A 25,735-nucleotide genomic window follows, 5' to 3' on the forward strand; every position below is an offset into this window, starting at 1 on the left:
GGCGAAGACGTGCACGCGGAGACCCGCCCGCGCGAGCGGAATGTAGACCAGGAGGTGCTGGTCTCAGGCACGGGTGAGGCCGCGGAGCAGGGGCATGAAGACGATGGCACTGATCTGGACGTTAAGACCGATGATGCGGCCAACCCCGATGCAGAGCCCGGCATTGACACCGAGACCCCGCTGATCCTTGCTGTACAGCATATCTTGTCGCTGAGCGGCATCGCGTTTTCTGCGGGCGCAGTCCGGGATCTGCCAGAACTGACGAGTGAGACGTTCGATCCCACGTCGGCTGTATCGGCGCTGCGTCATGTGGGCTTTGAAGCAAATTATGGTGAGATGCCTGTGAGCACGCTGGAGGCTGGTCATTGCCCAGCCATCGCTTTTGCTCAAAACGGCGCCGCAGTGGTGATTGCAGAGATCACCGAAGACGGTATCGCCAAGGTTCTACACTTTCAGGGTGAGGAGGAGCCCCTCGTGGAGGAGCTGCCGGCGGCAGAGTTGTCGGAGCATCTTCAACCTTTCTTCATCTTAGCCCGCAAGGTTCATTCGGCCTCCAAACCCAAGGGCAAGAATGACTGGTTCTGGGGCTCGCTGGCGCAGGGCAGGGGGCTTTATGGACAGGTTATCCTTGCCGCCGCGCTGACGAATTTCCTTGGCCTCTCGACCTCGCTTTTCATCATGGTCGTTTATGACCGCGTGGTGCCAAATGAGGCCATCGAGTCGCTCATCGCGCTGACCATCGGCGTGCTGATCGCACTTGGCTTTGACTTCATCATCAAGACGCTGCGCGCGCAATTTGTCGACAAGGCTGGCAAGCGGGCCGATGCGCGCATGTCGAGGCTGATCTTCGATAAGATCCTGTCGATGAAGCTCGACAGTCGGCGGCAAAAATCCGGGGCCATGGCCACGATCGTGCGCGAGTTCGACACGCTGCGCGAGTTTTTCACCTCGGCCACTTTGATCGCCATCGTGGATCTGCCCTTTATCTTCTTTTTCATCTGGGTGATCTCGCTGATTGCAGGGCCGCTGGCCTTGGTGCCGCTGATCGCGGTGCCGCTTGTTTTGGCCGCAGGCCTTGGCATTCAACCCTTCCTTGCCCGCATCACCCAAGGCTCGATGCAAAGCAACATGTCCAAGCAATCGGTGCTGGTGGAAACCCTCAACGGGCTTGAGACGGTGCAAGCCACGGGCTCGGGCCGCCTGATGCGCCGCCGGTTTGAGGAGGCATCGGACGCGCAATCCGATCTGGGCCTCAAAAGCCGGATGTTGTCGAACTTCGCGATCAACTCGGCGGCGTCTGTGCAGCAACTCGCGCAGATCGCCACGATCTTCTACGGTGTGTTTCTTATTCAGGATGGCACCATCACCATGGGGGCGATGATCGCAGCCGTGATCCTTGGTGGGCGGACACTGGCGCCGCTGTCGCAACTGGCCTCGGCCATGTCGCGGGCCAATGGCGCGCGTGAGGCCTATCGCTCGCTCTCGGCGGTGATGAACCCGGCCGAGGGTGAGGTTGAGGATGTGCGCGCGCGTCTCAGCCGCCCACATTTGGCGGGAAACGTCGAGCTCAAGGGTGTGAGCTACACCTTCCCCGGTGCCAACAGCCCGATTTTGAACAATCTCTCGCTCAAGATACCGGCCGGCCAAAAGGTGGCAATCCTGGGCCGGATGGGATCGGGCAAATCCACTATGTCGCGGCTGATCTCGGGGCTGATCGAGCCCAGCGAGGGCGCGGTGTTGATCGACGGGGTAGATCTGCGCCAGATCGACAAATCCGACGTGCGCCGCAACATCGGGGTCATGCTGCAGGAGACTTGGCTCTTCTCGGGCTCGGTCAAGGAGAACTTGCAGATGGGCTTTTACGAATATGATGACGCCCATATTCTGAACATCGCCAAGGTCTCGGGCGTGGATGATTTCGTGGCAAGCCACCCGCAGGGCTATGATTTGGAGCTCAGAGAACGCGGCGAGGGGCTGTCGGGCGGGCAGCGCCAATCGATCAACCTCGCGCGCGCGCTTCTGCACAACCCGAACCTGCTGATCCTCGATGAGCCGACCAGCTCAATGGACACGGCCACCGAAAAGGCGGTGATCGGGCGCCTGAAGGACTGGGCCGGGGACAGGACGCTGATCATGGTCACCCACCGCAATACGCTCTTGGAACTCGCTGACCGGGTGCTGGTCATGGATCAGGGCACGGTTGTGGCGGACACAACCCCGGACAAGCTCCGGGCACAGGCTCGGTAAGGGGACGATCATGGCTGATGTGGATTTCAAGCGCCTGTCGCGCGACATGGCGGGCCGGGAAGGGCTTGGCGGCTCGTTGATCATGATCACGATTGCCACGCTTCTTGGGCTGGCTCTGATCTGGGCGTCTTGGGCTGAGTTGGATAACGTGACACGCGGGGAAGGGCGGATTGTCTCGTCCGTCCAGAACCAGATGGTGCAAGCGTCAGAGGGCGGCGTGATCCTGCGCCGCTTCGTGTCCGAGAACAGCACAGTAGCCGAAGGTGAGGTGCTTTTCGAGATCGATCCTGTGGATGCAAGCAGCGAATTGAACCGTGTCGCACAACGCCTTGCGGGCCTAGACATCAAGGAGCTGCGCCTGAGGGCCGAGATTGATGGCACGGAATTTATCGTCCTCGCCGAACTCAATGCCCGCTCGCCCATGGTGGCCTTGACCGAGCAGAGCCTGTTCGCGGCCCGTCGTGCAGAACTGGCCGGGCAATTGGCGGTGCTGGAACAGCGCCTTCAGCAGCGCATTCAAGATCTGCGCTCGGCAGAAACCACCGTGGGCACGGCAGAGCGCACGGCGGGCTTTCTGGAAGAAGAGATTGCCGTGGTCGAGCCGCTGGTGCGGGATAATATCGCGCCGGCAACCCGGCTTTTGGAGTTGCAGCGCCAGTTGGAACAGGCCCGCGGCGAACGTGACCGGGCGGCTGTCAGCATCGATCAAGCCCGCTCGGGCATGGTGGAACTGGAAACCGAGATCGAAAACGCGCGCGCCAACTATCGCCTGCGCGCCATGGATGAGCTGAACACCGTGGTCGCCGAACAAAGCGAATTGGCGGAATCTTTACCTCGGCTGGAACAACGTGTCAGCCGTACTGTGATCCGCGCGCCGATGGAAGGGATCGTCAATCAGCTGAACTTCCGGACGCCGGGAGGCTTTGTGAACACGGGTGATGTGATCCTCGAATTGGTGCCGACCGGCGAGGCGCTGGTGATCGAGGCGAAAATCGCGCCGCAGGATATTTCGCGTATTCGCGTGGATGATGCGGTGCGCATCCGTCTGTCTGCCTATGACTCGGCCAAATACGGCACCGTCGATGGGCGGGTGATCCGGATCAGTCCAGACGCGGTGGTTGATGAACAGAACGGTGGAATGAGCCACTACCTTGTCGATGTGGCCATCGAGGGCGAGTTGATCTTGGAGACAGGTGAGGCCGTCACCTTCATCCCTGGTATGACCGCCACTGTCGATGTGCTGTCAGGCAAGCGGACCGTGCTTGAATATATCTGGCAGCCGATCGCGCGTGTGCAGGAATTGGCGCTGAGGGACTAAAATAGGGTAGTCTGAAAAGATGAGGTTTTGTGAAAGCGCCCCCATTCAGGTTCCGGTTGGGATGTTCAGCTGTCGTATAGACAGGCTGGGCGGCATGGATTTTGTGCACGCCAGCCAGGCATTGCTGGATATTCTGCAGACGCATTCAGACAACATGCCGGCGTTGTCGAGGCTGTTTCCCAGTGTTGTCCATCCAGAGGACCGCGCGTTTTTTGCCGATCTTCTCAGAAACGCAGCGTTCCAGCTGCAGCCTGTGACTTGGGAGGGGCGGCTGGTGGTCGCGCGTGAGGTCAAATCCGTCCGGCTTGATCTTTCTCCGCCGCCAAGCGGCGATCTCAAGAGGATCTGGATGGGTGTTTTGCAGGACCTGACCGACGTAAAGGCGCCGCAGGATCGCTTTGAGAGCGTTCTAGACGCGGCCCAAGCCTATACCTGGCGCCGCGACATGCACAGTGGGCAGTCACAATTTGGCAGCCGGTGGGCCCGGTTTGCCAAACATGATAACGGCGAGACCAACCTGCCGAGCGATGATTGGCTCGCAAAGGTGCATCCTGACGATGCCTCCAAAGTGCGTGCGCAGGTGCAGGCATTGGAGCGCGGTGAGGTGGATCATTACACGCTTCTTTATCGTCGTCAGCTCGAAGACGGCTCCTGGGTCTGGCTGCGTGTGCATGCCGGGATCAGTGAGAGAGATGAAGCCGGTGTGCCCACGGCGCTATCGGGTGTGATTTTTGACGTCACCGCCGAGATGGAAGAGCGTGGGCGTTCGGCCGCGGAAAACCGAGAGCTGCGCGGTGAGCTTTACGATACGCAGCTCGCGCTTGAGCGCACCGCCTATGAAATCACCGAAAATATTCGGGTCGGCACCTACACGATGGTTCTGAAGCCGGGTGATGATCTGGCATATTTGGGCTTCATGAGCCGAAGGTTCTTGGAGATTACCGGGCTTGAGGAAGCAGAAGTGCGCGCCGATCCCCTTCGGGCCTTCGCTTGTGTGCACCCTGATGATTACGATGACTTTGTCCAGAAAAATGCGCATGCCTTTGTCCGCCGACTGCCGTTCAGGGAAGAAACACGCTTACTTGTCAAAGGGCAGCTCCGCTGGGTCGTCGCGGAATCCATCCCGAGGCAGAAGGAGGACGGGACATGGATCTGGGAGGGGGTGATCCAGGACATCACCAGCCAGAAGGTTAGCGAACAGGCTTTGCGTCGGGCAAACCGGGACCTTGTACAAATCGCGAGCGCGAAAGCTCGTGCCGCAGAGCGTGAAGCGTTCTTGAAAGATATTCATGACGGGTTTGGCAACCAATTGGCCATAGGTAAGCTGCGTCTGCGCCGTGGCGCCGTTCCTGTCGAGCAGGCCGTTGAAATCATCGATGATTGTCTGGCTGACTTGCGGCTTCTCATCGACAGTCTCGATGCCGAGGGAGAAAATCTGTGGAGTGTGTTGTCGGCATTATCGGAGCGGTTAGACGCGCGGACCCGATCTCTGCCCATTACCTTGGAGTGGGATATCGAGGCGGCGGGTGACATTCATCTGCCACCCCGAGATATGTTGCAAGCCGCACGTATCGTACAGGAGGCGGTCTCAAATGCCCTGCGCCACGCAGGTGCCAGCGTCATCTCGACAGCCGTTCGCGTTGAGAAAGGCAGGTCGATTATCGAGGTGAGTGACGACGGCAAAGGCTTCGATCTGGCGCAGGCGTCTACTGGACGGGGCCTGAACAACATGCGCGCAAGGGCTGAACAGCGGGGCTGGCAGCTTGACATTGCAAGCGACAGCAGCGGCACATCGATCACGCTGCATCTGGAGCAGGGGTGAGTGCTTTGGGCGTCACGTACAATATCGGCAGGCCGTTTCACGCTTTGCATGGTGTGACGCATGTGAAGCGGGGGCATGCCAATGGCACATGAGCCTGCCACAAGTGGCACGACCGTCGCGGCGCGCAAGGCAACGCGCCGCTTGTTTGTGATCGAGACCTTCACGCTGCGCTTTGATGCGATGGAGGACCGCCTGCGGATTGACGCCACTGACAAGGCTGGCAGCATCGAAGGTATCTGGCTCACGCAACGCTTGACCAACAAGCTGGTGGCGGCCCTGGCGCAGGATTTGGACCGCGAACTGGCCGCAGGGTTGGTCGAGAAGGAAGGATTCTTGGCAGAGAATGGGCAAGAGCGATCGCCGGCATCTCCTCCCAAACTGCCGCCGCCAGCAGTGGCCGCGACGCTGCACGGCATGGCGCAGCAGCGACTTCGCTTGGCACGCGCTGAGGCCTCAGCCGAAAGAGGGGGCGGCGCATCTTCCCAAGCCCCCAAAGTTCGGAACGCTCCCGGACAGGCACGATGGCTCTGCACAATGATCCAGCTTGGGCCACGGCCCGGCGGCGTGATGGTGAGTTTCAGCGACGATTCTAGGGTGACGGCGCGGTTTTACATGTCCCACCGCAACGCCCGCGCTGTGCTCGATGGGCTCGCCGATCACTACCGCAAGGCCGATTGGCCGCTGAAGGCCTTCCCCGACTGGGTGCAGGACGCCGGTGATGTCAGCGAGAACCTCGGGCAGGGGCGGGTGCTGAATTGAGCTGGGGTTGCGGAAAGCGTTATGTGGTAACGTGTAGGGCCGCCTTTTGCTAAAACCCATGAGTGAGCATATCGATGGCTGCCGTAATATCATCGCGCATCGCGGCCGCTCTTGTTACATGCGACGTCAGAAGCCTTTCGGGAACGGCAGCCATGAATTGCGTCACCATGATATGCGGCTCGTCACCGATACGCATAATTGGATTGAGGCGTGTCGCTGGTTTTGGCGCTTGAGACGCAGGTAACAGAGGGATGACCAATCTGGTTGACAGCTCGCCAAGCAGATCGCTTTGAACATCTAGGAGATACCCAGAACCGTCCGGGTTCTGGAAAACGTCGTATTGCGCCATTAGAATGCTCGGTACCGCGCAAGTGGCAGCCCGTGCTGTTCAACCCAAGCATTCGAAGAGGCAAGAGCCTCTGCATTTTCGGCGCGCCAGCGGTCTGCACGCGCTTGGCGAACAGCCACTCGGAGCCCCTCTTCCGCCGCACGGGACAGGTTCACGTCCAGCGTGCGGGCCTCTTCGATCAGAGATGCGTCGAGGGTAAGATTGGTCGCTTTTTTCGGCTGAGCATTCATGTTGGGCCTCCAAATCACTAAATCGTAACGCATGTTGTGGTGCGCGTCAATCATGCGCATGTTTGATGTGCCTTATGTGCGCAGAGCCTCACACCCGCGAGAACTGCCGCTGGACGGCGGTCATCTGCGCCTTGCGGTTGCCGATCTTCTGCTGATGCTTGAGGTGATCAAAGCGCCGCTGCCAGTCGTCGCGCTCGCGGTCCGTGATTTCACCGGCGCGTTGCATGTCGAGGTCGTATTTTGCCTCGCCCTTGAGCATGGCGTAATGGTACTGCACCCGGCGCTTGTAGCGCTCGATGGCTGCTGCCACATGCTTGGCGCGCTCATCGTGGACTGCGATGCCGTGGCGTTGGCAGAGTTGCTGGGTCGCATCGTCGGTCAGCGCTACGGCCACGGGCAGTTTGAAGATCGGGGGCAAGGCATCGGTGCCGTCGAGGCCCAAGAAATCGGCCAGCCCTTTCTGGAAATTGGCCAGGAACTCGGGGTCGAATTGGCGGAGTTGCAGAGGATTGGTCATAAGTGTTGTCTTACCATATTACATGGGCTGAGTGGCGTTCGTGGAGTGCGCTGTCTTTTGAGACTGAACCGCCCCGGGTTTACCATCACACCCGGCATCATGCTCTCCGCCGCGATCCGCGCCCGCTCCGCCTTCGTGCGCCGCCGCCGACCACTTGGACCCTCGATCACTTCCTGCCGCGAAATTCCAACGCCTTTCGAGCCGTCCAAATGGACGCCCATTTTGCCGTCTATTTCCAAAATCCACACCCTCCGTCACGCGCATGCGCACAGAATGGCTGAATCAAGCAAGATATGGCAGGAGGGGATCGGCATTGCGCTTACACAAAACATAACCGCTGGGTGGGGCAAACCTCGGTGACAAAACCGGGTCAGTTCTCAGTGACAATCAACAGCCCAATTTTACTCCGCGGTTGACATTCTGGCGTAGCAATAGAGTGGTTGCAATATATCTAAAATCCTCTGGAAATTTCTGCGTAATTGAATGCTACGTGATTGTTGTCCCGCGTGTGGACACGCTATCTGGAAGGTGTCGACGAAGGAATATCTAGAGGGGTCTACAAGCTGATGGCTGTTGAAAACCCAAAACCACGCTGCGCGTTGATTGTCGAAGACGAATATGAGTTCCAACAATGTCTTCAAAACGCGCTTGATCAGATAAGAAGCCTCTGGAGAGTTCAAACGTTTAGCCGCGGGTATGACGCGACTCATTTCATCTCGAACTTTTCGGGGGATCTTGACGTTGCGCTAGTTGACCTTGGTTTACCAGACACCAGTGGAAGCGTAGTGATTGAAAAAATTCGTGCGCACTTTCCCATGACGCCGATCCTAGTGGTAACTACACATATCTCCAGAAAATCCTTGGTCAGCGCGTTGCGCGCAGGCGCAAATGGATATGTTTCGAAGGATGCGACTTCGGCAGAATTGGCCATCAATATTGAACACATACTTGGCGGTAGAAGCCCGATCAGCCCTGCAATTATCGGAGACATCATAAACGACATTGTTGGGATCAAGCAGTCGACACATGATCCTAGTGAAAAGCTCTCCAAGAGAGAGATCGAGTTACTTGAGCGCATTTCCCAAGGGCTCAGTTACGCAAAATGTGCTCATGAAATGGGTCTTCAGCTATCAACGATCCATTCATATAGTCGGGCTCTGTTCCAAAAACTGGGAGTGAATTCGAAAGTTCAAGCCGTTTTAGAAGCACAAAAGTTCGGGATCAAAGCACGGCGATAGGGTAATCCCCCCGGACCAGCGGCGTCATCACGATCGAGATCGGGGACGATCTGGTGCTGCGGGTGCCGGGCGGTGTTCCGCCAGAGCGGGCAGCAGCGGTGGTGCGTTTCCTGCATTTTCACCAAGCCCGAGATGCTTCCCTAGCGCTTCAAGAGCTTTCAGCTTATCCAGCTGCTTAATTTTGATCCGTCGAATTCGGCCATCGCCATCGACTCGCAGCTCGGCAAGAAGGTCGAGTTCTTCAGGCCCGCAACGCGACAGGTCGAGGATCGGTTGACCTTGTTGATCGATGCGGATGAACTTTGACAAACCAGCAAATGCAAAACGCGCGTATTCTTCGAGGATCCGATCCAAATCTACCTTGGTGCGGATCTCCGCTTCCCTGCGCAGGCGCGCGATTTCGGCTTTGATCATCACATTTGATAACAGGCGAGACGATTGCGCTTGAGCCGTACGTTTGCTGTATCCTGCGCGGGTGGCAGCCTGTGTCGCATTGAGGTCGAGTAAGTATTCATGGGTCGTGTCGCGAATGCTGTGGAAATTTCCTGGCGGCCATCTCCGGGCATGTGATCTTTCGGTTTCTCAGGCGGCGAGGTCAAGAGGCATGGGTTCGAGGGGCTGAGACAAGGTTTCCCAGCCATCGACCTTGCGCATCTGGATCTGGCCGGAGGCGAGCAGCGCCCAGAGCAGCATGGGCACGGTCTCTGCGCAGGGCAGCACGGTCTGGGTCTTGATGCGGCGGCGGAATTCCCCGTTCAGGCGCTCGATGGCGTTGGTGGTCCGGGCCGATTTCCATTGTGACGGGTCGAGGCGGGTGAAGGTGAAGAGCCGATCTCCGGCTTCCTCCAGACTGTCAGCGACCGCACGGCACTTTAGCCGCCATTTGCGCAGGAAGGCCTTTCGGCGCGTCTCAATCTCGGCCGCGGTGTCGGCATAGATCATGTCGCGGTAGTCCTCGGTCAACTCGTCGTGGAGGTGCTTCGGGGCATGGGCCAGGAGGTTGCGATGCTTGTGAACCGTGCAGCGCTGGATCGGCAGGTCCTCGCCCCACAGCGCCACGAGGGTGGCCTCCAGTCCCGGGGCGCCGTCGACGATCACGAATTCGGGCCGCTTCAAGCCCCGTGCATCGAGGTCATCGAGGAACTGCCGCCATGCGGCCTTGCTCTCCCCGCCCATATTCCTGATGGAAAGCAGCACCTTCTGACCATCGCGGCGCACCCCGATTGCGGCCAGCACCGAGATGTTCGTGGCTTTCCGGTCCAGCCGGGTCTTGATCACGGTGCCATCGAGGATCAGCCGGACGATATCCTCGTCGGCCAAGTTACGCGCGGACCAGGCGTCCCAGTCGACCTTCACCTTGCGCCAGGCACGGCTGACCACGTCCTTGCTGACGGCACCCTCGAACAGCCCGAACAGCGCTCGCTTGACGCGCCGGGTGTTCGTACCTGCGAGATAGACCGCTGCGATGAGGGCCTCGGCCTTCTTCGTCAGCCGCTGGTATCGGGGCAGCGCTTTCGACCGCCACTCCGTTACCTTGCCTGTCTCATCTGCAACGCGGGCGCGAGGCACGATGACCGTCTCAGTCCCGAAGGTGCCGGTGAGTTGCCGTTCTCGGTGCCCGTGGCGATACCCTTTCGTGCCTCCATCGCCCAGGTCATAGCGAAGACGGCCGAGGAAGCTGGCAAGCTCCTCCTCGAACACGGCTTCGATGGTCGCACGGACGTTCGCCCGCAACCGATCCTCGATCGGGTCAAACCCGGCCTCATGGGCCAGTAGCGCAAAGCTCGCAGTGTCGGTAATCTGGTTCATGGCGTGATCTCCCTGGCGGTTGCAGCCGCCGGTTGGGTGGGTGTCAGTTCACCCGGAGATTACGCCGCCCTCGAATTTCCACCAACTCCGAGACACGACCTATTCATGCACGAAGCGTTTCTGTCGGTTGGTCAGTTTTTTCATCGGGCGCTCCACAACATTAGTTGCTCTGTTCCATCTCGGCGGGTGTTTTTGCATCGGTTTGGTGGCCTAGCGGCTTATTGAATTGCGCAGGTATTCGTCTGCCCAATCATCACCGGGGCGGCTTGGAAACTGGATAGGTCCGACCGGGTAGCCTTTCACGGCCAAGCGGTTTGCAAGTTGATACGCAGCGGCCTGTCCCGTGAAGTTGGTGTCATTGTCGCCATAGATCACGATCTCTGCGCAGCCCGGAGGTGGTAGCCATTTCTTCATCATCGAACTGTTGAGCGCGGCCCAGACGGGCATGTCGAAGATCGCGGATGCGGCCATTGCGGTTTCGATGCCCTCGGCGATGCCTAGCGGGCCACTTTCGGTCCAATCCGATAGCATGACGCTGGCGCCCTCGGGCACTGTGCCGGGCATAAGCTTGCGGGGTGACTCAATCTCTGCCTTTCCAGAACCATCCCGTTTGAGAAACGTGCGATGAATCGTGTCAAACTTCCGTTCGCCATAGCGTCCTACTAGCGCGATCATGCAAGGGTGAACACCACCCTCGCCGTCGCGCAGATTTTCGGCATAGCGCAGGGCTTTAGGGTAGATGAGTTCGTCTAAATTGCGCGCTGCCAAATATCGATCAACGACGTCACCTTGTCTTACGGGCTGGCTTTGCTTGTAAAGCGCTCTGAGCGCGTTTTGGATTTTTTCAGGGGTTACATCAGGCTGTGATTGGGTATCGGGTTTCACATTTCCCAGGATGCGGTCGATGTGAGGAGCGACTTCTGCAAACGGCTTGTCAGTGAATGCGCAGGCGAGCGTCATACCATCACCGGCCCCGCATTGATTACAGATATAGGTGCCACGGCCATCCTGATTGTCCCAACGGAACCGATTGGTTCCACCGCACAAAGGGCAGGGGCCATGTTTGCAACTCAAGAAATGATCTGGCATCCCAAGGGCCATGAGGATGCCTTTCCATTTACCCTTGGCCACCTGTGTTGTTTTCTGGTGAAACATCACTTTGCCCTTCTGCGCTTGGATTTGGCGTAGCGAATGTCCTTGGCTTTTAGAAAGTTCCTGATCTCGGGCGTGAACCGCCCCGGGTTTACCGGAGGGTAAAACTCTCAGAAGATGGCCCCCATGGACAAGAAGAAGCAAACCCCGAGATACACCGCCGAATTCCGCGAACGTGCGGTTCGGCTTTTCCGCGATCAGCGGCCTGATTACAGCAGCGATAACGCGGCATATTGTGTGATTGCGCCAAAGCTTGGCTGTTCGCCAGACACTTTACGAGCGTGGCACGTGCAGGCGGCCCGGGATGCTGGTGAGCGCTCTGGTCCCAGCAGCGAAGAGAAGGCACGCATCAAGGAACTCGAACGAGAGAACCGCGAACTGCGCCAAGCAAATGAGATTTTGAAGAAGGCGTCGGCATATTTTGCCCAGGCGGAGCTCGACCGCCCATTTCGCAAATGACCGCTTTCATCGCAGATCACCGAGAGGTGTTCGGGGTCGAGCCGATCTGCCGTGTACTGCAGATTGCCCCATCTACCTTCTATGCGCGTGCCGCGATTGCCCGCAATCCTGACTTGGCCTGCAACCGGGCCAAGCAGGATGCCCACGATTTGGTTAAGATAAAGCAGGTCCACAAGAAAAGCAGAGGGCGTTACGGGGCACGCAAGGTTTGGCATCAGCTTCGCCGCGACAAGCAAGACATCGCCCGCTGCACAGTCGAGCGCTTGATGCAAATCTCAGGATTACATGGGGTTACCCGCGGCAAGAAGAAGACGACGATCCCTGACCCCGCCCAGCCGTGCCCAGATGACAAGGTCAACCGGCAGTTCAAAGCGGCATTCCCCAATCAGCTCTGGGTGTCCGACTTTACCTACGTATCGACTTGGCGGGGCATGGTCTATGTTGCTTTTATCATCGATGTCTTCGCCCGCAAAATCGTAGGTTGGCGAGTGTCCACCTCTATGACAACAAGCTTCGTCCTCGATGCATTGAACCAGGCGGTCTGCCAAAGATGTCCTGCGGAAAGCGATGGCCTTATCCACCACTCGGATCGGGGCAGCCAATATTTATCCATCCGGTATACCGAAAGGTTGGCGGACGCGGGCATCGATACCTCGGTTGGAAGCGTCGGTGACAGCTATGACAATGCTCTCGCCGAAAGCACAATTGGCCTGTTCAAGACTGAGGTGATCAACTTTCTTGGCCCGTGGAAATCAATGAGCCAGGTCGAGTGGGAAACCCTGCAATGGGTGAGCTGGTACAATACCGAAAGGTTGCACAGCGCAATTGGCCACAAACCGCCCCAAGAAGTAGAGGAGCAATTCTATGCAAGCATGAACAACCTTGAAAAAGTCGCGTAAATTTTGAACAAAAAAACCTCCGGTAAACCCGGGGCGGTTCACTTTTCGCAGAGCTTGGCGATTTCCCGCGACGACATGGTAAGCGGGCCTTTGTCGTTGGTGGCGATCAGTTCCATCTGGGCATTCACGGCGGTCTCCATTTGCTGCACATCACGCTGCACAACTAGGGCATAGATTTTTTGCAAAGGTAAATGATATTTATGAAGAAAATTTCAGGTTGAACGGACACCCCATCCGCCAAAATTTCTGTTAAGATGCATGATCTTAAATAAATCAGACGGGGCATAGTCTTGTGCGCTCGTACTCGTTGCCGCGTTTGGGTGGGAACTGAAGAGTTTGTAGCCTGCGGCGTGCCATCGCCTGAGGCGCGAATGAAATGCGCGGACATTTCATTCGCGGCCCTTCACCGTGGCGCATGGTGCAAAGCGCGGCAGACAGGTGTGATCGTTTGGCCGGATAGGCGCCTGCAATTTGGCGCAACCGATATGATCTGGGTCAAATCCCTCTGGGGCAAAATGGCATAACTGGAATGTTTGATACCACTTCAAGAGGGCCATTATGCGCAAATCGAAACCCGCAGCCGAAACCGCATTGGGGCGGCTCGAACACAGCGTTCGCCCAATTGTCCTGCGAGCGAGTTGGCTATCTGCCGCCTCCGCCCTGATCTGGCCTATGCAGGCGGCTTGCGTGGCATGGTTCCTGTCGGGCCTGTTGCAGCCTGACGCATCCGCACCTTTCGCTGCATTGGCCGGGTTCGTGGCGCTGGGCTTGCTGCGCGCCTGGATTGGGGCACAGGCAGACGGGCTGTTGCAAACAGCCGCACGCGGCCTTGTCAGCCGATTGCGCACCGAGATTATCCACACCGAAACCACCCGCGCGCGCACAGGCGCCTTCGGCGGGCCGGGGGCGGTGGGTGCTTTGGTCAGCACCAAGCTGGACTTGCTGATCCCATATATCACCCGCTATCAGCCTGCCCGGATGCGGGTTCTGCTGGTGCCACCAGTAATCTTGCTGTTGTCGTTCTGGCAGGCTTGGGCGGTTGGGCTGGTGCTTTTGGTTGCCGGACCGCTCATCCCGGTCTTCATGGCATTGGTCGGCTGGGCCGCGAAAGAGGCCAGCGCGCGCCAATTGACAGAAATCGGCGATATGAATGATTTGCTGGTGGAACGTCTGTCAGCCTTGCCCGATATCCGGGCCTTGGGGGCCACATTACCCGTGCAGACCGGCTTTGCCGCAAAGGCCGATGATCTGCGCCGCCGGACCATGGCGGTTCTTGCCGTGGCCTTCATGTCATCGACCGTGCTGGAGCTGTTCTCTGCCCTTGGGGTGGCGCTGGTCGCGGTATTCGTCGGGTTTTCCTTGCTGGATGTTGTGACTTTCGGGTCATGGGGGGCGCAGCTTTCACCGGCTGCCGGTATTTTCTTGCTTCTATTGGCGCCCGAATTCTTCCAACCACTGCGCGATCTTGCCAGCGCGTGGCATGACAAGGCCGCCGCCGATGCCGTGGCAGACGAGGTGGAACACTGGCGGCAGGCCACGCAGGACCTGCGATTGGGGGCAGGGCAGGTGGCAGACCCGCTGCGTGGCGCAGCAAGCCTGCACATGGGCGCGCTGGCATTGCCCGGTGGTGGGTGCTTGCCGCAGATTGATATTCGGCCCGGCGAAGCGGTTGCCCTTGTCGGCCCCAGTGGCGCAGGCAAGACCACAGCATTGCGCCTGCTGGCCGGGTTGCAGCACCTGCCCGGCGCAGATGTCACGGTCGCAGGGCACAAGCTGGACGATACCACCGCGGATGCGTGGCGCAGTCGCCTTGGCTGGATGCCGCAAACCCCACATTTTCTGAATGCCAGCCTGCGCCGCAATATCGACATGGGCCGCCCAGAGGCCGGTGACATGCCGCGCGCTGTGCAAGAGGCCGCCCTAGAGCCCGTCTTGGCGGCGCTGCCACAAGGGTTGAACACGCGCCTTGGGGAAACCGGCGCGGGGCTGTCGGGCGGTGAAGCGCGCCGCGTCTTGCTGGCGCGCGCGGTCTTTTCCCAACCGGATGTCATTTTGGCTGACGAACCAACCGCCGATCTGGATGCGGCAACCGCGGATCTGATCGCCCAAGCCTTGCTGTCAGAATCCGCACGCGGCGCCACGCTGATCGTGGCGACGCATGACATGCGGCTGGCCCGGTGCATGGACCGTATCATTACGCTGGGGGCGGCCGTATGAGCGCGCTTTGGTTCATCTTTCGGATTGTTCTGCAAGACCAACGCAAAGCGCTTCTGCGCGGTGCGGTGCTTAGCTTTGCGGTCCTTGCGATGGGGGCGGCATTGCTTGGGGTGTCGGGCTGGTTCATCACCGCTGCGTCCGCTGCCGGTCTGATCGGTATGGGGGCCGTGTTCGACGTGTTCCGCCCCTCTGCCGCGATCCGCTTCCTTGCGCTTGGGCGCACAGCCGCGCGCTATGGTGAGCGGATGCTGAGCCATGACGCCACCTTGCGCGCGCTCGAAAGCCTGCGGCTGCGCGTCTTGCGCCGGGTGCTTGCGGCCCCGTTCACGCAGCTTGGTCACTTGCGCGGGCCGCAGGCCTTGGCGCGGCTTACGGCGGATATCGACGCGCTGGATGGTGTTTCTTTGCGGTTGGTGCTGCCGTTTGTTGCTGCGCTTGCCACGCATATGCTTGCCTTTGGGCTGCTATGGTGGCTGGTCGGCCTGCCGGTGGCGTTGTTTTCCCTTACAGGGTGGCTGGTCGGTAGCGTGTTGATACTGGTCACAGCCAGCCGCCGGGCCGTGCCACTGTCGCGACAGGCAGAGGCCGCGACACAGGCCCTGCGCGCGCGCATGATCGACATGGTCCGCAGCCGCGACACGTTGACCGCCTATGGCCGCTTGCGCGCGCAGGCCGATTTCGCACAAGCCGCCGAAGCGCGCCAAGCGGCGCTGCGCTGCGCGCTTGACCGGGTCGAGCGCCGCGCCGGTGCTGCGCAAGCGGTGCTGGCCACGCTAATGGCGGGCGGTGCGCTATGGATCGGGGCGCTCTTTGTCACCCACGGGGTGATTGCGCCGGCCATCGCGGCGCTGGGCTTTTTCACTATGCTGGGGCTGGCGGAAACGGTTGCGCCCTTGCGCCGGGCAATTGCTGATCTGGGCCGCATGACAGAGGCCGCGCGCCGGGTGCGCCGCGGCGTCATGCTCTCGCCGGTGGTTGCGTCAGGCCAATCGGCCAGCCCCGATGCGCTGATCGCCCAAGATGTCACGATCGCGCGTCCGGGCACGGCGCATGCCATTGTCCGGCGGCTGTCCTTTTCGGCCCGTCCCGGCGATACCCTTGCACTGACCGGGCCAAGCGGTTGCGGCAAGTCTACGGTGTTGCAGGCGATTGCCGGGCTGGTGCCGGTTCTGGATGGAACACTCCGCCTTGGTGCGCTGCCGGTGTCGGAATGGGGCGAACACCCGCTGCGCGAGGCCGTCACCTATCTGCCCCAGCGCAGCGCGCTGATGGCAGGCACTGTGGGCGATGCGCTGCGTCTTGCACAACCCGGCGCAACGGATGCAGACCTGTGGGCCGTGCTGGACGCGGTTGCCCTTGGCCGCCTGATCCGGGGGCGCGGGGGTTTGGGTATGATGCTTGGCCCAAGGGGTGAAGGGCTGTCAGGAGGCGAGGCGAGGCGCTTGACACTGGCCCGCGCGCTGCTGCGCCGCCCTGCATTGCTGTTGCTGGACGAGCCGACCGAAGGTCTGGACGATGCCACCGCCAAGATGGTTCTGGCCGGGCTGCGCGCCTATCTGCCGGACGCCATGATCGTTCTGGCCAGCCACCACCCGCGCGAGGCTGCGACAGCAGACCGCATCATTGCGCTGGGATAACTGGTAACAAGATTACGACTTATTGACATGGATCAATGTCACAGCATGGTTAAAGACGCATTGCTCTGCGCATGACCGGGGGGATTCCCCTGATTTAGTGGAGCAAAAGATATGGAATTCGGGATTGTCGAGCTGTCGCGCCTGCAATTTGCGATGACGGCCATGTATCACTTCCTGTTCGTGCCGCTCACGCTTGGTCTGTCGCTGCTGATTGCGATCATGGAAACGGTCTATGTTATGACCGGGCGCGTGATCTGGCGGCAGATGACCAAGTTCTGGGGCACGCTATTCGGGATCAACTTTGTCCTTGGCGTTGCCACCGGCATCACCATGGAATTCCAGTTCGGCATGAACTGGAGCTATTACAGCCATTACGTGGGCGACGTGTTTGGCGCGCCCTTGGCCATTGAAGGGCTGATGGCGTTTTTCCTGGAAGCGACTTTCGTGGGCCTGTGGTTCTTCGGTTGGGATAAACTCAGCAAGGTGCAACACCTTGTTGTGGGCTGGCTGGTGGCACTCGGCTCGAACTTCTCGGCGCTGTGGATTTTGATCGCCAATGGCTGGATGCAAAACCCCGTGGGCGCCGAATTCAACCCCATGACCATGCGCATGGAAATGACGGACTTTTTCGCCGTTCTGTTCAACGAGGTCGCGCAGGCGAAATTCGTGCATACTGTCAGCGCGGGCTATGTGACCGCATCTGTCTTCGTGCTGGGCGTGTCGGCGTGGTACCTGCTGAAGGGCCGTCATGTTGAACTGGCGCGCCGGTCAATTGCCGTGGCCTCCAGCTTCGGTCTGGCCGCTGCGTTTTCGGTCGTGCTGCTGGGCGACGAATCCGGCTACAGCGCCACGCATACCCAGCGCATGAAACTGGCCGCGATGGAAGGCATGTGGGAAACCCATGAAGCGCCTGCGTCCTTCACCCTTGTCGGCCTGCCCGATCAGGAAGCGCGCGAAAACCATTATTCGATCGAAATTCCCTATGCGATGGGCCTGATCGCCACGCGGTCACTGACCAAGGAAATTCCGGGCATCAACGATCTGGTTCTTGAAGCGCAGGATCGTATTCGCTCTGGCATTGTTGCCTATGACGCGCTGATGACCATTCGCGAAGACCGCGACGCGACCGCGCAACCCGTGCTCGACACGTTCGAGACGCATGGCGCGGACCTTGGCTATGCCTTTTTGCTGCTGAAATACATCGACGATCCGCGCAACGCGACCGAAGCGCAAATCCTGCAAGCCGCGGATGACACCGTGCCGACTGTCTGGCCGCTGTTTTGGGCGTTCCGCATCATGGTCGCGCTTGGTTTCGCGTTCATCGGGGTGATGTTGTTCTTCTTCATCCGCAGCAATTTCGGCCGCCGCGACTATCCGCGCTGGGCGCTTTGGGGGGCAGTGTTTGCCATCCCAACGCCGTGGATCGCTGCTGAAATGGGCTGGTTCGTGGCCGAGTTCGGCCGCCAGCCTTGGACTGTGGATGGCATTTTGCCCACGGCCATGTCGGTCAGCAACCTGTCGATGACCTCTGTCGCGCTGACGCTTGCCGGCTTCATGGTGTTCTACACGATCCTGCTGGTGATCGAAATGTCCCTGATGCTGAAATATATCCGCAAAGGGCCAGAGCAGGACGTAGAAGAAACCGAAATCGCCATGGCGCGCCATGCCCACCGGCTGCGCACCCATGACGGCAATGTGCCCCTTGGCACGCCTGCGGAGTAACTCAGATGATCCTTCACCAACTTATCGACTACGAAACCCTGCGCCTGATCTGGTGGCTGCTGCTGGGCGTGCTGCTGATCGGCTTTGCGCTGACCGACGGGTTCGACATGGGCGTGGGCGCTTTGCTGCCTTTTGTGGCGAAAACCGACACAGAGCGCCGCGTGGTCATCAACACCGTCGGCCCGGTCTGGGAAGGCAACCAAGTGTGGTTCATTCTGGGTGGCGGCGCGATTTTCGCCGCATGGCCGCCGCTTTATGCGGTCAGCTTCTCTGGCTTTTACTTGGCGATGTTCGTGGTTCTGGCCGCGCTGATCCTGCGACCTGTCGGGTTCAAGTATCGCTCCAAGCGGCCCTCGGCGCGGTGGCGCAGCGGTTGGGACTGGGCGCTGTTCATTGGCGGCGCGGTGCCTGCGCTGCTGTTCGGCGTGGCCGTGGGCAATGTGTTGCTGGGCGCGCCCTTCCGGCTGACCGAGAACCTTTTCTCGCTATATGAAGGGACGTTCTTTCAGCTTCTGCACCCGTTCGCGCTGCTGGCTGGTGTGGTGTCGCTGTCCATGCTGGTTGCGCATGGCGCAACTTGGCTGGCCGTGAAGGTCGAATCCCCCGATATCTTGGCGCGCGCCCGTCGCATCGGCTTTTGGGCCGGGGTCGTGGCGATTGCGGGCTACGCGCTGGCCGGGCTTTGGCTGGCCTTTGGCATCACCGGCTTTCAGATGGTCGGGCAGGTCGTGACCGATGGTCCCTCGAACCCGCTGATGTCAGAAGTGGTGCGCGAAGGGTCATGGCTGAATGCTTATAACGTGCGGCCATGGGCAATGATCGCACCGGTCATGGGGTTCATTGGCATGGCCTTGGCCGTGCGTGGGCTGGCCCGTGGCGGCGAGGTGTCGGCCCTTCTGTGGTCGAAACTGGGGATTACCGGGGTCATTTCCTCGGTCGGGCTGACAATGTTCCCCTTCATCATGCCGTCATCCATCGACCCGAAATCGTCGCTGACGGTCTGGGACGCGTCCTCGTCGCACCTGACGCTGTTCATAATGCTGGTCTGCACGGTCATCTTCATGCCGCTGATCCTGATGTACACGGCATGGGTCTATAAAGTGCTGTGGGGCAAGGTCGACGAAGACGAGATGATCGCCAATAAGAACGCTTACTGAAAGGAACCGACAATGTGGTATTTCGCATGGATACTGGGCCTGCCCTTGGCCGCTATGTTCGCCGTCCTGAACGCTATGTGGTTCGAGATGCGCGAAGACAAGAAACTGACGGATGACACATGACACCGGCAGCGCCCCGTCCCACTAGGGGCGGGGTTTTCTCGTTGTGGCACTGATGCCAAGTAGCCGAAGGACAGCGCGCGTTTTGCCTTTACAAGTCAGGGAGGGCCACCACGCCCAAAAAATGGCGGGTAATCCGATAGTTCAAGATCGGGCCCAAGCAAGGTGCGCACGATTAGCCTGATAGATCGTCAACCAGCGCCAACCATCCAATGAAAACGGCCTGAACCACGACGGTTTTCCTGTCATCCCCAAAGACGACACAAACACCACCCATAAGGGTTTGATATTTCGTTGTTAATGGGAAAAAGTGGCAGCCCGTAGGGGAATCGAACCCCTCTTTCCAGGTTGAAAACCTGGCGTCCTAACCGATAGACGAACGGGCCACTCTGTGGTGAGGCGGTGTTTAGTCAAAGCGTTTGGGCTGCGCAAGAGGGTATTGCGTGAAAAATGATGGTTTGTGACAGGAATTTTTTCACGCCGTGTCATGCGGTATCGCCGCGTCGTCCAATCGCAGTTGCGGGGTCTGGCGGCCGCCCCAGAAATTGATTTCGATCTGCCCGGCAAGATGCAATCTGCGCCCTTGATGGGCCGCAATCATCGGTCCCAGATCGCTGTCGAAGGCCCCGAAGCAGATCACGTCCAAGCGGTTGCCATCGCCGCCGTTGCAGCGAAAGCGCAGATGCGTGTCGCCCATGCGGCGGATATCCTCTATCCGCATATCAGCAAGGGCAAAGCGTGGGGCAGGGGCGCTGGCCCCGAAAGGGCCGGCCGCGTCAAGCTGTGCAATCAGTTCGGGGGTAATCGCGCCGGGCATAAGCGTGCCATCCAACCGCAGACTGCGTGGCCCTTGGGCGCCAGCGCCCTGTTGGGCCAGCAGATCGCCTAGGCGCTGCATCGCGGCTTCCAGCCCGTCGCGGGCTACGGTCAGACCGGCTGCCATCTTGTGCCCACCGCCGCCGATCAGCAGCCCTTCGCGCACCAAACGGTGAATGGCCGCGCCAAGGTCTATACCCGGCACAGAGCGGCCCGATCCCTTGCCGATCTCGCCGTCCAGCGCGATCACGACCGAAGGGCGGTTGGTGGCTTCTTTCAGGCGCGCGGCGGCAATGCCGATCACGCCCGGATGCCAGCCATCATCTGCGGCCCAAGCAAGCGGGCTGTCGGTGCCGCGCGCCTCGGCTTGTGCAAGGGCACTGGCGCGTACGGCGGCTTCAATCTCGCGGCGCTCGGTGTTCAGCAGGTCCAGCCGGGCGGCAAGGGCCTCTGCCTCGGCGGTGTCGCGCGTGGCCAGCAGGCGCGCGCCCATATCTGCGGCCCCGATCCGCCCCCCGGCATTGATGCGCGGCCCGATCACATAGCCCAGATGGTAGGCGCGCGGCGCGCTGTCCAGCCGCGCGATATCGGACAGGGTGCGCAGGCCGGGCCGATTGCGCCCTGCCATGATCTTCAGCCCTTGCCGCACGAAGGCGCGGTTCACGCCCAGAAGCGGTGCGACATCGGCCACGGTTGCCAGCGCCACAAGATCCAGCAGCGCCATCAGGTCGGGGCCTTGCAGCCCTTGCGCGCGGCCTTGGCGGTTGGCCTCGACCAGCAGCAGGAACACCACGCCTGCCGCGCATAGATGGCCCAGATCGCCATCCTCATCCTGCCGGTTGGGGTTGACCACGGCCAAAGCGGGCGGCAGGGTTTCCGCGCCCAAGTGATGATCCAGCACCACCACATCGGTGCCTTTGGCGGCGGCCAGCGCGTCATGCGCCATGGTGCCGCAATCGACGCAGACAATCAGATCATGCCCGGCGGCCAGCTTGGTCATGGCGGGGGCGTTTGGCCCATAGCCTTCGGTCAGGCGGTCGGGCACATAGAGCGTGGCGCGCACACCCATGGCGCCCAGCCAATCCAGCAGCAGCGCGGCGGAACAAGCGCCGTCCACGTCGTAATCGGCGAAGATCGCAATCCGTTCGCGTGTGGTTGCGGCCTGCAAGATCCGGGCGGCGGCGCGCTCCATATCTTTCAGGCTGCGTGGGTCTGGCAAAAGCGCGCGTAGCGACGGGGCAAGGTAATCCGCAGCCTGTTCAGGCGCGACCTCTGCGCGGGCCAGAACCGCGCAAACGGCGGGCGGCAGGCTTGTGGCTTGCCAGATCGCCTCTGCCAAGCGGTCGTGCGTTGCATCTGGGCCAACCCAGCGCCGCCCAAGGGCAGAACACGTGACACCCAGATACGCGCGCGCCCCTGTCATGCGGTCAGGATATCGTCGACCGCGCGCGCCGTGACGAATTCGCCATGCAGATGGCTGACCGCTGCGTGATGGATGGCTTCGGGGGGCAAGGACGCGCCGGGCGTTGCGGTCCAACTGCTATCGGCATTGGCCGTGAATGCGGCGCAGGCATCGTGGGCAAGCGTCACCTGAAAGCCCAGATTGGCCCCCATCCGGCAGCTGGTCGAAACGCAATGCGGTGTGGTCAATCCGGCGATGACCAGCCGCGCTATGCCACGGTCGCGCAGCCACTGCTCCAGTCCGGTGCCGATAAACGCGGAATTGACCGATTTCTCGAAGCGCGCTTCTGCGCCGCGCGGGGCCAGTTCCGGCATCCATTCCGCGCCTGCGCCGGTCAGCGGGCTGCCATCTGCCGTGCTTAGATGGCGGATATGCACGAGAGGGGCCATCGCCGCGCGCCATGCCGATAGCAACCGCAGGGCCTGCGCTTCGGCATCGGGATTGTTGCGCGCGCCCCAGACCGGGCTTTTGAACCCGGTCTGAAAGTCGATCAATAAAAGCGCGGCATCGGTCTTCATCTTGCCTCAAATCTTCCGGGCTGGTGGGGGCCGCGCCCCCAGCCACGCGTTACAGCGGCGAGCGGTAGGTCATCCGGCGCAGCGATCCGGTTTTCGACCGCATCAGCAGCGTTTCGGTCGTCACCCAGCCCGGTTCGGTGCGAATGCCCTGCACGATGGACCCGTCGGTGACACCGGTTGCGGCAAAAATCACGTCGCCGGTCACCATCTCGTCACGGGTATAGATCTTGTCTAGGTCTTCGATCCCGGCGCGGCGGGCGCGGGCGATTTCATCTTCGTTGCGGAACAACAGCTTGCCGTAAATCTGCCCGCCCATGCATTTCAGCGCAGAGGCCGCCAGCACGCCTTCGGGCGCGCCGCCAGAGCCCATATACATGTCAATTCCCGTCATCGCGCTTTCCGCGCAATGGATAACCCCGGCCACGTCGCCATCCATGATAAGCCGGATCGCCGCCCCGGTCGAACGGATATCGGCGATCATATCCTCGTGCCGGGGGCGTTCCAGCACGCAAACGGTTATGTCGGACGGATCACAGCCCTTGGCCTTGGCCAGCGCGCGCACGCGCTCGGATGGCGACATGTCCATCGTGACCGTATCGGGGGCAAAGCCGGGGCCAATCGCCAGCTTGTCCATATACACATCCGGGGCGTGCAGCATCGACCCGCGCGGGGCCATGGCGATCACGGTCAGCGCGTTGGGGAAATCCTTGGCGGTCAGCGTGGTACCTTCCAGCGGGTCCAGCGCGATGTCCACCTCTGGCCCGGTGCCGGTTCCGACCTCTTCGCCGATATAAAGCATGGGCGCTTCGTCACGCTCGCCTTCGCCGATGACCACACGGCCCCTGATCTCCAGCATGTTCAGCTGCCTGCGCATGGCATCGACCGCTGCTTGGTCGGCGGCCTTTTCATCGCCGCGCCCCACCAGCTTGGCAGAAGCAAGAGCGGCGGCTTCAGACACACGGGCAAGGCCCAGTGACAGCATTCGGTCGTGGAATTCGGTCGGCGTTGTCATAATGGTAGGTCCTTGGCAAGAATTGGTTGCCGATTGTGTAGCGACCTTGCTGGGGCTGCCACAAGGGCTTGTGTATATGGGGGCGCTAACAGAATGGGCGCTGCGACATATGGGGCTCAGTCCTCTTCAATGGCCAAGGCCACCGGGTCGCCCACCACCACGCCGGTTTTCAGCGACAGGGCCACCGCGTGCTCAATCGCGTCGCGCGTGGTCTTGTGGGTAATCACCAGCACCGGTGCGCGGGTATCGGCATGGCCTTGCTGGCGCATCCGGTTGATGGATACGCCGGCCAGCCCAAGCGCTTCGGCCACCTTGGCCAGCGCGCCGGGTTTGTCCATCAGCGTCATGCGCAGGTAGAAGGGTTTCGACGCCGTGGCGCGCGCGGCGATGGGTTGCGCCAGCGTCGTTGCGGGTTGGCCAAAGACCGGCAGGCGCAGCCCGCGCGCAATGTCAATCACATCGCCCATGACCGCGCTGGCGGTCGGCCCTTCGCCCGCGCCGGGGCCGCGCAGCACCACCTGTTCGACCGCGTCACCTTCGATCACGACCATATTGGTGCCGCCCTTCAACTGCCCCAGCGGGCTGTCGGCGGGCACAAGGCAAGGCGTCATCGACTGCTCTAGCCCGCGCCCGGTCATCTGCGCCACGCCCAGCAGCTTGATGCGCAGGCCCATATCGGCGGCGGCGCGAATATCCTCGATCGAAATTTTCTCGATCCCGCCCAGTTCGATGGCATCGAAATTGGGCTGCACACCAAAGCCGATGGCCGCAAGCAGCGCCAGCTTATGCGCGGCATCAATGCCGCCCACATCCAACGTCGGATCTGCTTCCAGATAGCCAAGCTGGTTGGCTTCTTCGAACACGGTGTCATAGGGCAGGCCCGCATCTTCCATCCGGGTCAGGATATAGTTGCAGGTGCCGTTCATCACGCCCTTGATGCGGGTGATCCGGTTGCCCGCCAGCCCTTCCATCAGCGATTTGATGACCGGGATGCCGCCTGCCACCGCCGCCTCGAAGCGCAGCGCGACGCCGCGTGCTTCGGCGGCTTCGGCCAGCGCTTGGCCATGTAGTGCCAACAGCGCCTTGTTGGCGCTGACAACATCCTTGCCAGCGGCGATGGCCGCTTCGGTCAGCGCCTTGGCGGGGCCGTTTTCGCCGCCCATCAATTCGACCACAACATCGACATCGTCGCGCCGGGCCAAGGCCACCGGGTCATCTTCCCACGCGTAGCCCGAAATATCGACACCGCGATTGCGCGACCGCGACCGCGCGCTGACAGCGCTTATTTCAATGGGCCGCCCCACGCGCGCTTCGATCAGCGCGGCGTTGGTTTGCACCAGCTTCACAAGTCCTGTGCCGACCGTGCCAAGCCCGGCAATTCCAAGGCGCAAGGGATGGGTCATGTCGGGCGCTCCGTTCTGGGATGGTCTCGCGCCTGTTAGCGGCTTGCGCCAAGGCTTGCAACGCGCTCAGGCGCGAAGGGCGGCGATTATGTCGCCATATCCGCGCGTCGGCGGCAGATCGGGGCGGTATTCCAGCCCGATTGCCGCGCAGCGCAGGCCGCGCAAATGCCCCATCAGCCGCGCGATTTCGGCATCTAGCATAGGGCAGGGCGCGCCACGGTCGCCCGCGCGGGCAAGCTGGACATGGCCGATATGTGGCCAAAGCCGGGTCAGAATCTGCTGGGCTTCGTCCTCGGAATGCCAAGCGCGCAGGTGAAACCAATCGGCCATGATCCGCAGATTCGGGCTGTTGAAATGGTCCAGCACCGCCTTGGCTTGCGCAACGCCCGACAGAAAATACCCCGGCGCGCTGATCGGCTCTATCACGATAGGGCAGGGGGTGCGGGCCAAAGCATGGTCCAGATTGTGCAGATAGGTGGCGCTATCCCCGCCCATACCAGCGACGACATGAATGGCCCGCGCGCCCAGCGCCGCGGCAGCCTGTGCGGCGACCGCGAAATCGCGTGCGAACCCGCCCCGGGACACTGCCGCGCGGCCCATCCCCGGCCCCATGAAGGTGTTCAGCCCCATGACCGGCATATACCCCAAGCTTGCGCGCAGGGCCGCCAGATCGGTCCCCTCTGGCAGGTCGTGAAATTCGACCACGTCAAAGCCCGCATCACGCGCCGCGCGGGCCCGGTCCGGCAAGGGCAGATCGGTGAACAAAAAACCCAGATTGGCCGAAATCAGCATGTTTCCCCGCGTATGAACGTCACGAAACTCGCGGAATTTCTTGCCTTTGTCACATGGATTTCTTATGCGGGCGCTTCACG

22 protein-coding genes, 1 tRNA gene and 1 other annotated feature are annotated in these 25,735 nt (G+C 60.7%); of the genes, 11 read left to right on the forward strand and 12 right to left on the reverse strand.

Going from position 1 to position 25,735, the window contains the following annotated elements; all coding sequences use genetic code 11:
- Positions 1–9 precede the first annotated feature (9 nt).
- The 4 genes from AWT76_RS06415 (at position 10) to AWT76_RS06430 (ending at position 6,146) form a co-directional block, all read left to right on the forward strand.
- Positions 10–2,247 carry a type I secretion system permease/ATPase gene (locus AWT76_RS06415; RefSeq protein ID WP_245638783.1) on the forward strand — a complete coding sequence of 746 codons (2,238 nt, stop codon included), beginning with the start codon at positions 10–12 and terminating at the stop codon, positions 2,245–2,247.
- Between the two features lie 10 nt (positions 2,248–2,257).
- Positions 2,258–3,565 carry an HlyD family type I secretion periplasmic adaptor subunit gene (locus AWT76_RS06420; RefSeq protein ID WP_072245614.1) on the forward strand — a complete coding sequence of 436 codons (1,308 nt, stop codon included), beginning with the start codon at positions 2,258–2,260 and terminating at the stop codon, positions 3,563–3,565.
- Positions 3,566–3,659: 94 nt separating this feature from the next.
- Entirely contained in the window at positions 3,660–5,387 is a 1,728-nt protein-coding gene (locus tag AWT76_RS06425; RefSeq protein WP_072245615.1) for a PAS domain-containing sensor histidine kinase, read from the forward strand.
- A gap of 81 nt (positions 5,388–5,468) precedes the next feature.
- On the forward strand, positions 5,469–6,146 hold the full coding sequence (locus tag AWT76_RS06430; protein WP_072245616.1) for a hypothetical protein: 678 nt from the start codon (positions 5,469–5,471) through the stop codon (positions 6,144–6,146).
- Positions 6,147–6,195: 49 nt separating this feature from the next.
- Here AWT76_RS06430 and AWT76_RS06435 read toward each other — a convergent pair whose 3' ends face one another.
- The 3 genes from AWT76_RS06435 to AWT76_RS06445 are packed head-to-tail and all read right to left on the reverse strand — an operon-like array spanning position 6,196 to position 7,242.
- Positions 6,196–6,495, reverse strand: coding sequence for a CcdB family protein (locus AWT76_RS06435; protein ID WP_072245617.1), 300 nt, complete (start codon positions 6,493–6,495; stop codon positions 6,196–6,198).
- Positions 6,495–6,785, reverse strand: coding sequence for a type II toxin-antitoxin system CcdA family antitoxin (locus AWT76_RS06440; RefSeq protein ID WP_245638784.1), 291 nt, complete (start codon positions 6,783–6,785; stop codon positions 6,495–6,497). Before AWT76_RS06440 ends, AWT76_RS06435 begins: the two co-directional genes overlap by 1 nt.
- Positions 6,786–6,813: 28 nt before the next feature.
- Positions 6,814–7,242 (reverse strand): ProQ/FINO family protein, encoded by a 429-nt coding sequence (locus tag AWT76_RS06445; RefSeq protein ID WP_072245618.1) that lies wholly within the window; start codon positions 7,240–7,242, stop codon positions 6,814–6,816.
- A 566-nt stretch (positions 7,243–7,808) separates the two neighbouring features.
- Here AWT76_RS06445 and AWT76_RS06455 point away from each other — a divergent pair.
- Positions 7,809–8,480: a response regulator transcription factor gene (locus AWT76_RS06455; protein ID WP_072245619.1), complete on the forward strand. Its 672-nt coding sequence runs from the start codon at positions 7,809–7,811 to the stop codon at positions 8,478–8,480.
- A gap of 27 nt (positions 8,481–8,507) precedes the next feature.
- Here AWT76_RS06455 and AWT76_RS16915 read toward each other — a convergent pair whose 3' ends face one another.
- The 3 genes from AWT76_RS16915 to AWT76_RS06470 form a co-directional block, all read right to left on the reverse strand.
- The gene (locus AWT76_RS16915; RefSeq protein ID WP_082700130.1) at positions 8,508–9,011 is read right to left on the reverse strand and encodes a terminase small subunit; all 504 of its coding nucleotides are present in this window, start codon (positions 9,009–9,011) and stop codon (positions 8,508–8,510) included.
- Between the two features lie 51 nt (positions 9,012–9,062).
- Positions 9,063–10,289, reverse strand: a complete 1,227-nt coding sequence (locus AWT76_RS06465) for an IS256 family transposase (protein ID WP_072245621.1) — start codon at positions 10,287–10,289, stop codon at positions 9,063–9,065.
- Between the two features lie 210 nt (positions 10,290–10,499).
- The gene (locus AWT76_RS06470) at positions 10,500–11,444 is read right to left on the reverse strand and encodes a DUF7146 domain-containing protein (RefSeq protein WP_072245622.1); all 945 of its coding nucleotides are present in this window, start codon (positions 11,442–11,444) and stop codon (positions 10,500–10,502) included.
- 123 nt (positions 11,445–11,567) lie between these two features.
- On the opposite strand from AWT76_RS06470, the gene AWT76_RS06480 reads away from it, so the two are divergent.
- The 6 genes from AWT76_RS06480 (at position 11,568) to cydX (ending at position 19,655) form a co-directional block, all read left to right on the forward strand.
- Positions 11,568–12,799, forward strand: a protein-coding gene (locus AWT76_RS06480) for an IS3 family transposase (RefSeq protein ID WP_141655899.1) whose coding sequence is annotated in 2 segments (ribosomal slippage) — positions 11,568–11,862 and positions 11,862–12,799 — 1,233 coding nt in all. Because the reading frame shifts where the segments join, the coding sequence is not laid out codon by codon here.
- Positions 11,855–11,971 (forward strand) — a sequence feature (AL1L pseudoknot). (Overlaps the previous gene by 117 nt.)
- Positions 12,800–13,357: 558 nt before the next feature.
- Positions 13,358–15,016 (forward strand): ABC transporter ATP-binding protein/permease, encoded by a 1,659-nt coding sequence (locus AWT76_RS06485; protein WP_082700131.1) that lies wholly within the window; start codon positions 13,358–13,360, stop codon positions 15,014–15,016.
- Entirely contained in the window at positions 15,013–16,653 is a 1,641-nt protein-coding gene (locus tag AWT76_RS06490) for an amino acid ABC transporter ATP-binding/permease protein (RefSeq protein ID WP_072245625.1), read from the forward strand. Before AWT76_RS06485 ends, AWT76_RS06490 begins: the two co-directional genes overlap by 4 nt.
- Before the next feature lie 111 nt (positions 16,654–16,764).
- On the forward strand, positions 16,765–18,375 hold the full coding sequence (locus AWT76_RS06495; RefSeq protein ID WP_072245626.1) for a cytochrome ubiquinol oxidase subunit I: 1,611 nt from the start codon (positions 16,765–16,767) through the stop codon (positions 18,373–18,375).
- Between the two features lie 5 nt (positions 18,376–18,380).
- Positions 18,381–19,532: a cytochrome d ubiquinol oxidase subunit II gene (cydB, locus tag AWT76_RS06500; RefSeq protein WP_072245627.1), complete on the forward strand. Its 1,152-nt coding sequence runs from the start codon at positions 18,381–18,383 to the stop codon at positions 19,530–19,532.
- 12 nt (positions 19,533–19,544) lie between these two features.
- The gene (cydX, locus tag AWT76_RS06505) at positions 19,545–19,655 is read left to right on the forward strand and encodes a cytochrome bd-I oxidase subunit CydX (protein ID WP_072245628.1); all 111 of its coding nucleotides are present in this window, start codon (positions 19,545–19,547) and stop codon (positions 19,653–19,655) included.
- Positions 19,656–19,963: 308 nt separating this feature from the next.
- On the opposite strand, the gene AWT76_RS06510 is transcribed toward cydX, so the two are convergent.
- The 6 genes from AWT76_RS06510 to AWT76_RS06535 form a co-directional block, all read right to left on the reverse strand.
- Positions 19,964–20,038 (reverse strand) — tRNA-Glu (locus tag AWT76_RS06510).
- Positions 20,039–20,127: 89 nt separating this feature from the next.
- Positions 20,128–21,891 (reverse strand): single-stranded-DNA-specific exonuclease RecJ, encoded by a 1,764-nt coding sequence (gene recJ, locus AWT76_RS06515; protein WP_072245629.1) that lies wholly within the window; start codon positions 21,889–21,891, stop codon positions 20,128–20,130.
- Positions 21,888–22,448, reverse strand: a complete 561-nt coding sequence (locus AWT76_RS06520; RefSeq protein WP_072245630.1) for a cysteine hydrolase family protein — start codon at positions 22,446–22,448, stop codon at positions 21,888–21,890. Before AWT76_RS06520 ends, recJ begins: the two co-directional genes overlap by 4 nt.
- Positions 22,449–22,497: 49 nt before the next feature.
- Positions 22,498–23,460 carry a class II fructose-bisphosphatase gene (glpX, locus tag AWT76_RS06525; protein ID WP_072245631.1) on the reverse strand — a complete coding sequence of 321 codons (963 nt, stop codon included), beginning with the start codon at positions 23,458–23,460 and terminating at the stop codon, positions 22,498–22,500.
- A gap of 116 nt (positions 23,461–23,576) precedes the next feature.
- Complete coding sequence (locus tag AWT76_RS06530; RefSeq protein ID WP_072245632.1) at positions 23,577–24,863, reverse strand: homoserine dehydrogenase; 1,287 nt, start codon at positions 24,861–24,863, stop codon at positions 23,577–23,579.
- A 66-nt stretch (positions 24,864–24,929) separates the two neighbouring features.
- Positions 24,930–25,655, reverse strand: a complete 726-nt coding sequence (locus AWT76_RS06535) for a TIM barrel protein (protein ID WP_072245633.1) — start codon at positions 25,653–25,655, stop codon at positions 24,930–24,932.
- Positions 25,656–25,735: the final 80 nt, after the last annotated feature.

It is taken from the genome of Roseibaca calidilacus (genome assembly GCF_001517585.1).
GTDB classification, from domain to species: domain Bacteria; phylum Pseudomonadota; class Alphaproteobacteria; order Rhodobacterales; family Rhodobacteraceae; genus Roseinatronobacter; species Roseinatronobacter calidilacus.

Bases quoted from the DNA above. Each gene is read 5' to 3' on its own strand.
- AWT76_RS06420 (WP_072245614.1), top strand. From the start codon at position 2,258: ATGGCTGATGTGGATTTCAAGCGCCTGTCGCGCGACATGGCGGGCCGG.
- AWT76_RS06425 (WP_072245615.1), top strand. From the start codon at position 3,660: ATGGATTTTGTGCACGCCAGCCAGGCATTGCTGGATATTCTGCAGACG.
- AWT76_RS06430 (WP_072245616.1), top strand. From the start codon at position 5,469: ATGGCACATGAGCCTGCCACAAGTGGCACGACCGTCGCGGCGCGCAAG.
- AWT76_RS06435 (WP_072245617.1), bottom strand. From the start codon at position 6,495: ATGGCGCAATACGACGTTTTCCAGAACCCGGACGGTTCTGGGTATCTC.
- AWT76_RS06440 (WP_245638784.1), bottom strand. From the start codon at position 6,785: ATGCGCATGATTGACGCGCACCACAACATGCGTTACGATTTAGTGATT.
- AWT76_RS06445 (WP_072245618.1), bottom strand. From the start codon at position 7,242: ATGACCAATCCTCTGCAACTCCGCCAATTCGACCCCGAGTTCCTGGCC.
- AWT76_RS06455 (WP_072245619.1), top strand. From the start codon at position 7,809: ATGGCTGTTGAAAACCCAAAACCACGCTGCGCGTTGATTGTCGAAGAC.
- AWT76_RS06465 (WP_072245621.1), bottom strand. From the start codon at position 10,289: ATGAACCAGATTACCGACACTGCGAGCTTTGCGCTACTGGCCCATGAG.
- AWT76_RS06470 (WP_072245622.1), bottom strand. From the start codon at position 11,444: ATGTTTCACCAGAAAACAACACAGGTGGCCAAGGGTAAATGGAAAGGC.
- AWT76_RS06485 (WP_082700131.1), top strand. From the start codon at position 13,358: ATGCGCAAATCGAAACCCGCAGCCGAAACCGCATTGGGGCGGCTCGAA.
- AWT76_RS06490 (WP_072245625.1), top strand. From the start codon at position 15,013: ATGAGCGCGCTTTGGTTCATCTTTCGGATTGTTCTGCAAGACCAACGC.
- AWT76_RS06495 (WP_072245626.1), top strand. From the start codon at position 16,765: ATGGAATTCGGGATTGTCGAGCTGTCGCGCCTGCAATTTGCGATGACG.
- cydB (WP_072245627.1), top strand. From the start codon at position 18,381: ATGATCCTTCACCAACTTATCGACTACGAAACCCTGCGCCTGATCTGG.
- cydX (WP_072245628.1), top strand. From the start codon at position 19,545: ATGTGGTATTTCGCATGGATACTGGGCCTGCCCTTGGCCGCTATGTTC.
- recJ (WP_072245629.1), bottom strand. From the start codon at position 21,891: ATGACAGGGGCGCGCGCGTATCTGGGTGTCACGTGTTCTGCCCTTGGG.
- AWT76_RS06520 (WP_072245630.1), bottom strand. From the start codon at position 22,448: ATGAAGACCGATGCCGCGCTTTTATTGATCGACTTTCAGACCGGGTTC.
- glpX (WP_072245631.1), bottom strand. From the start codon at position 23,460: ATGACAACGCCGACCGAATTCCACGACCGAATGCTGTCACTGGGCCTT.
- AWT76_RS06530 (WP_072245632.1), bottom strand. From the start codon at position 24,863: ATGACCCATCCCTTGCGCCTTGGAATTGCCGGGCTTGGCACGGTCGGC.
- AWT76_RS06535 (WP_072245633.1), bottom strand. From the start codon at position 25,655: ATGCTGATTTCGGCCAATCTGGGTTTTTTGTTCACCGATCTGCCCTTG.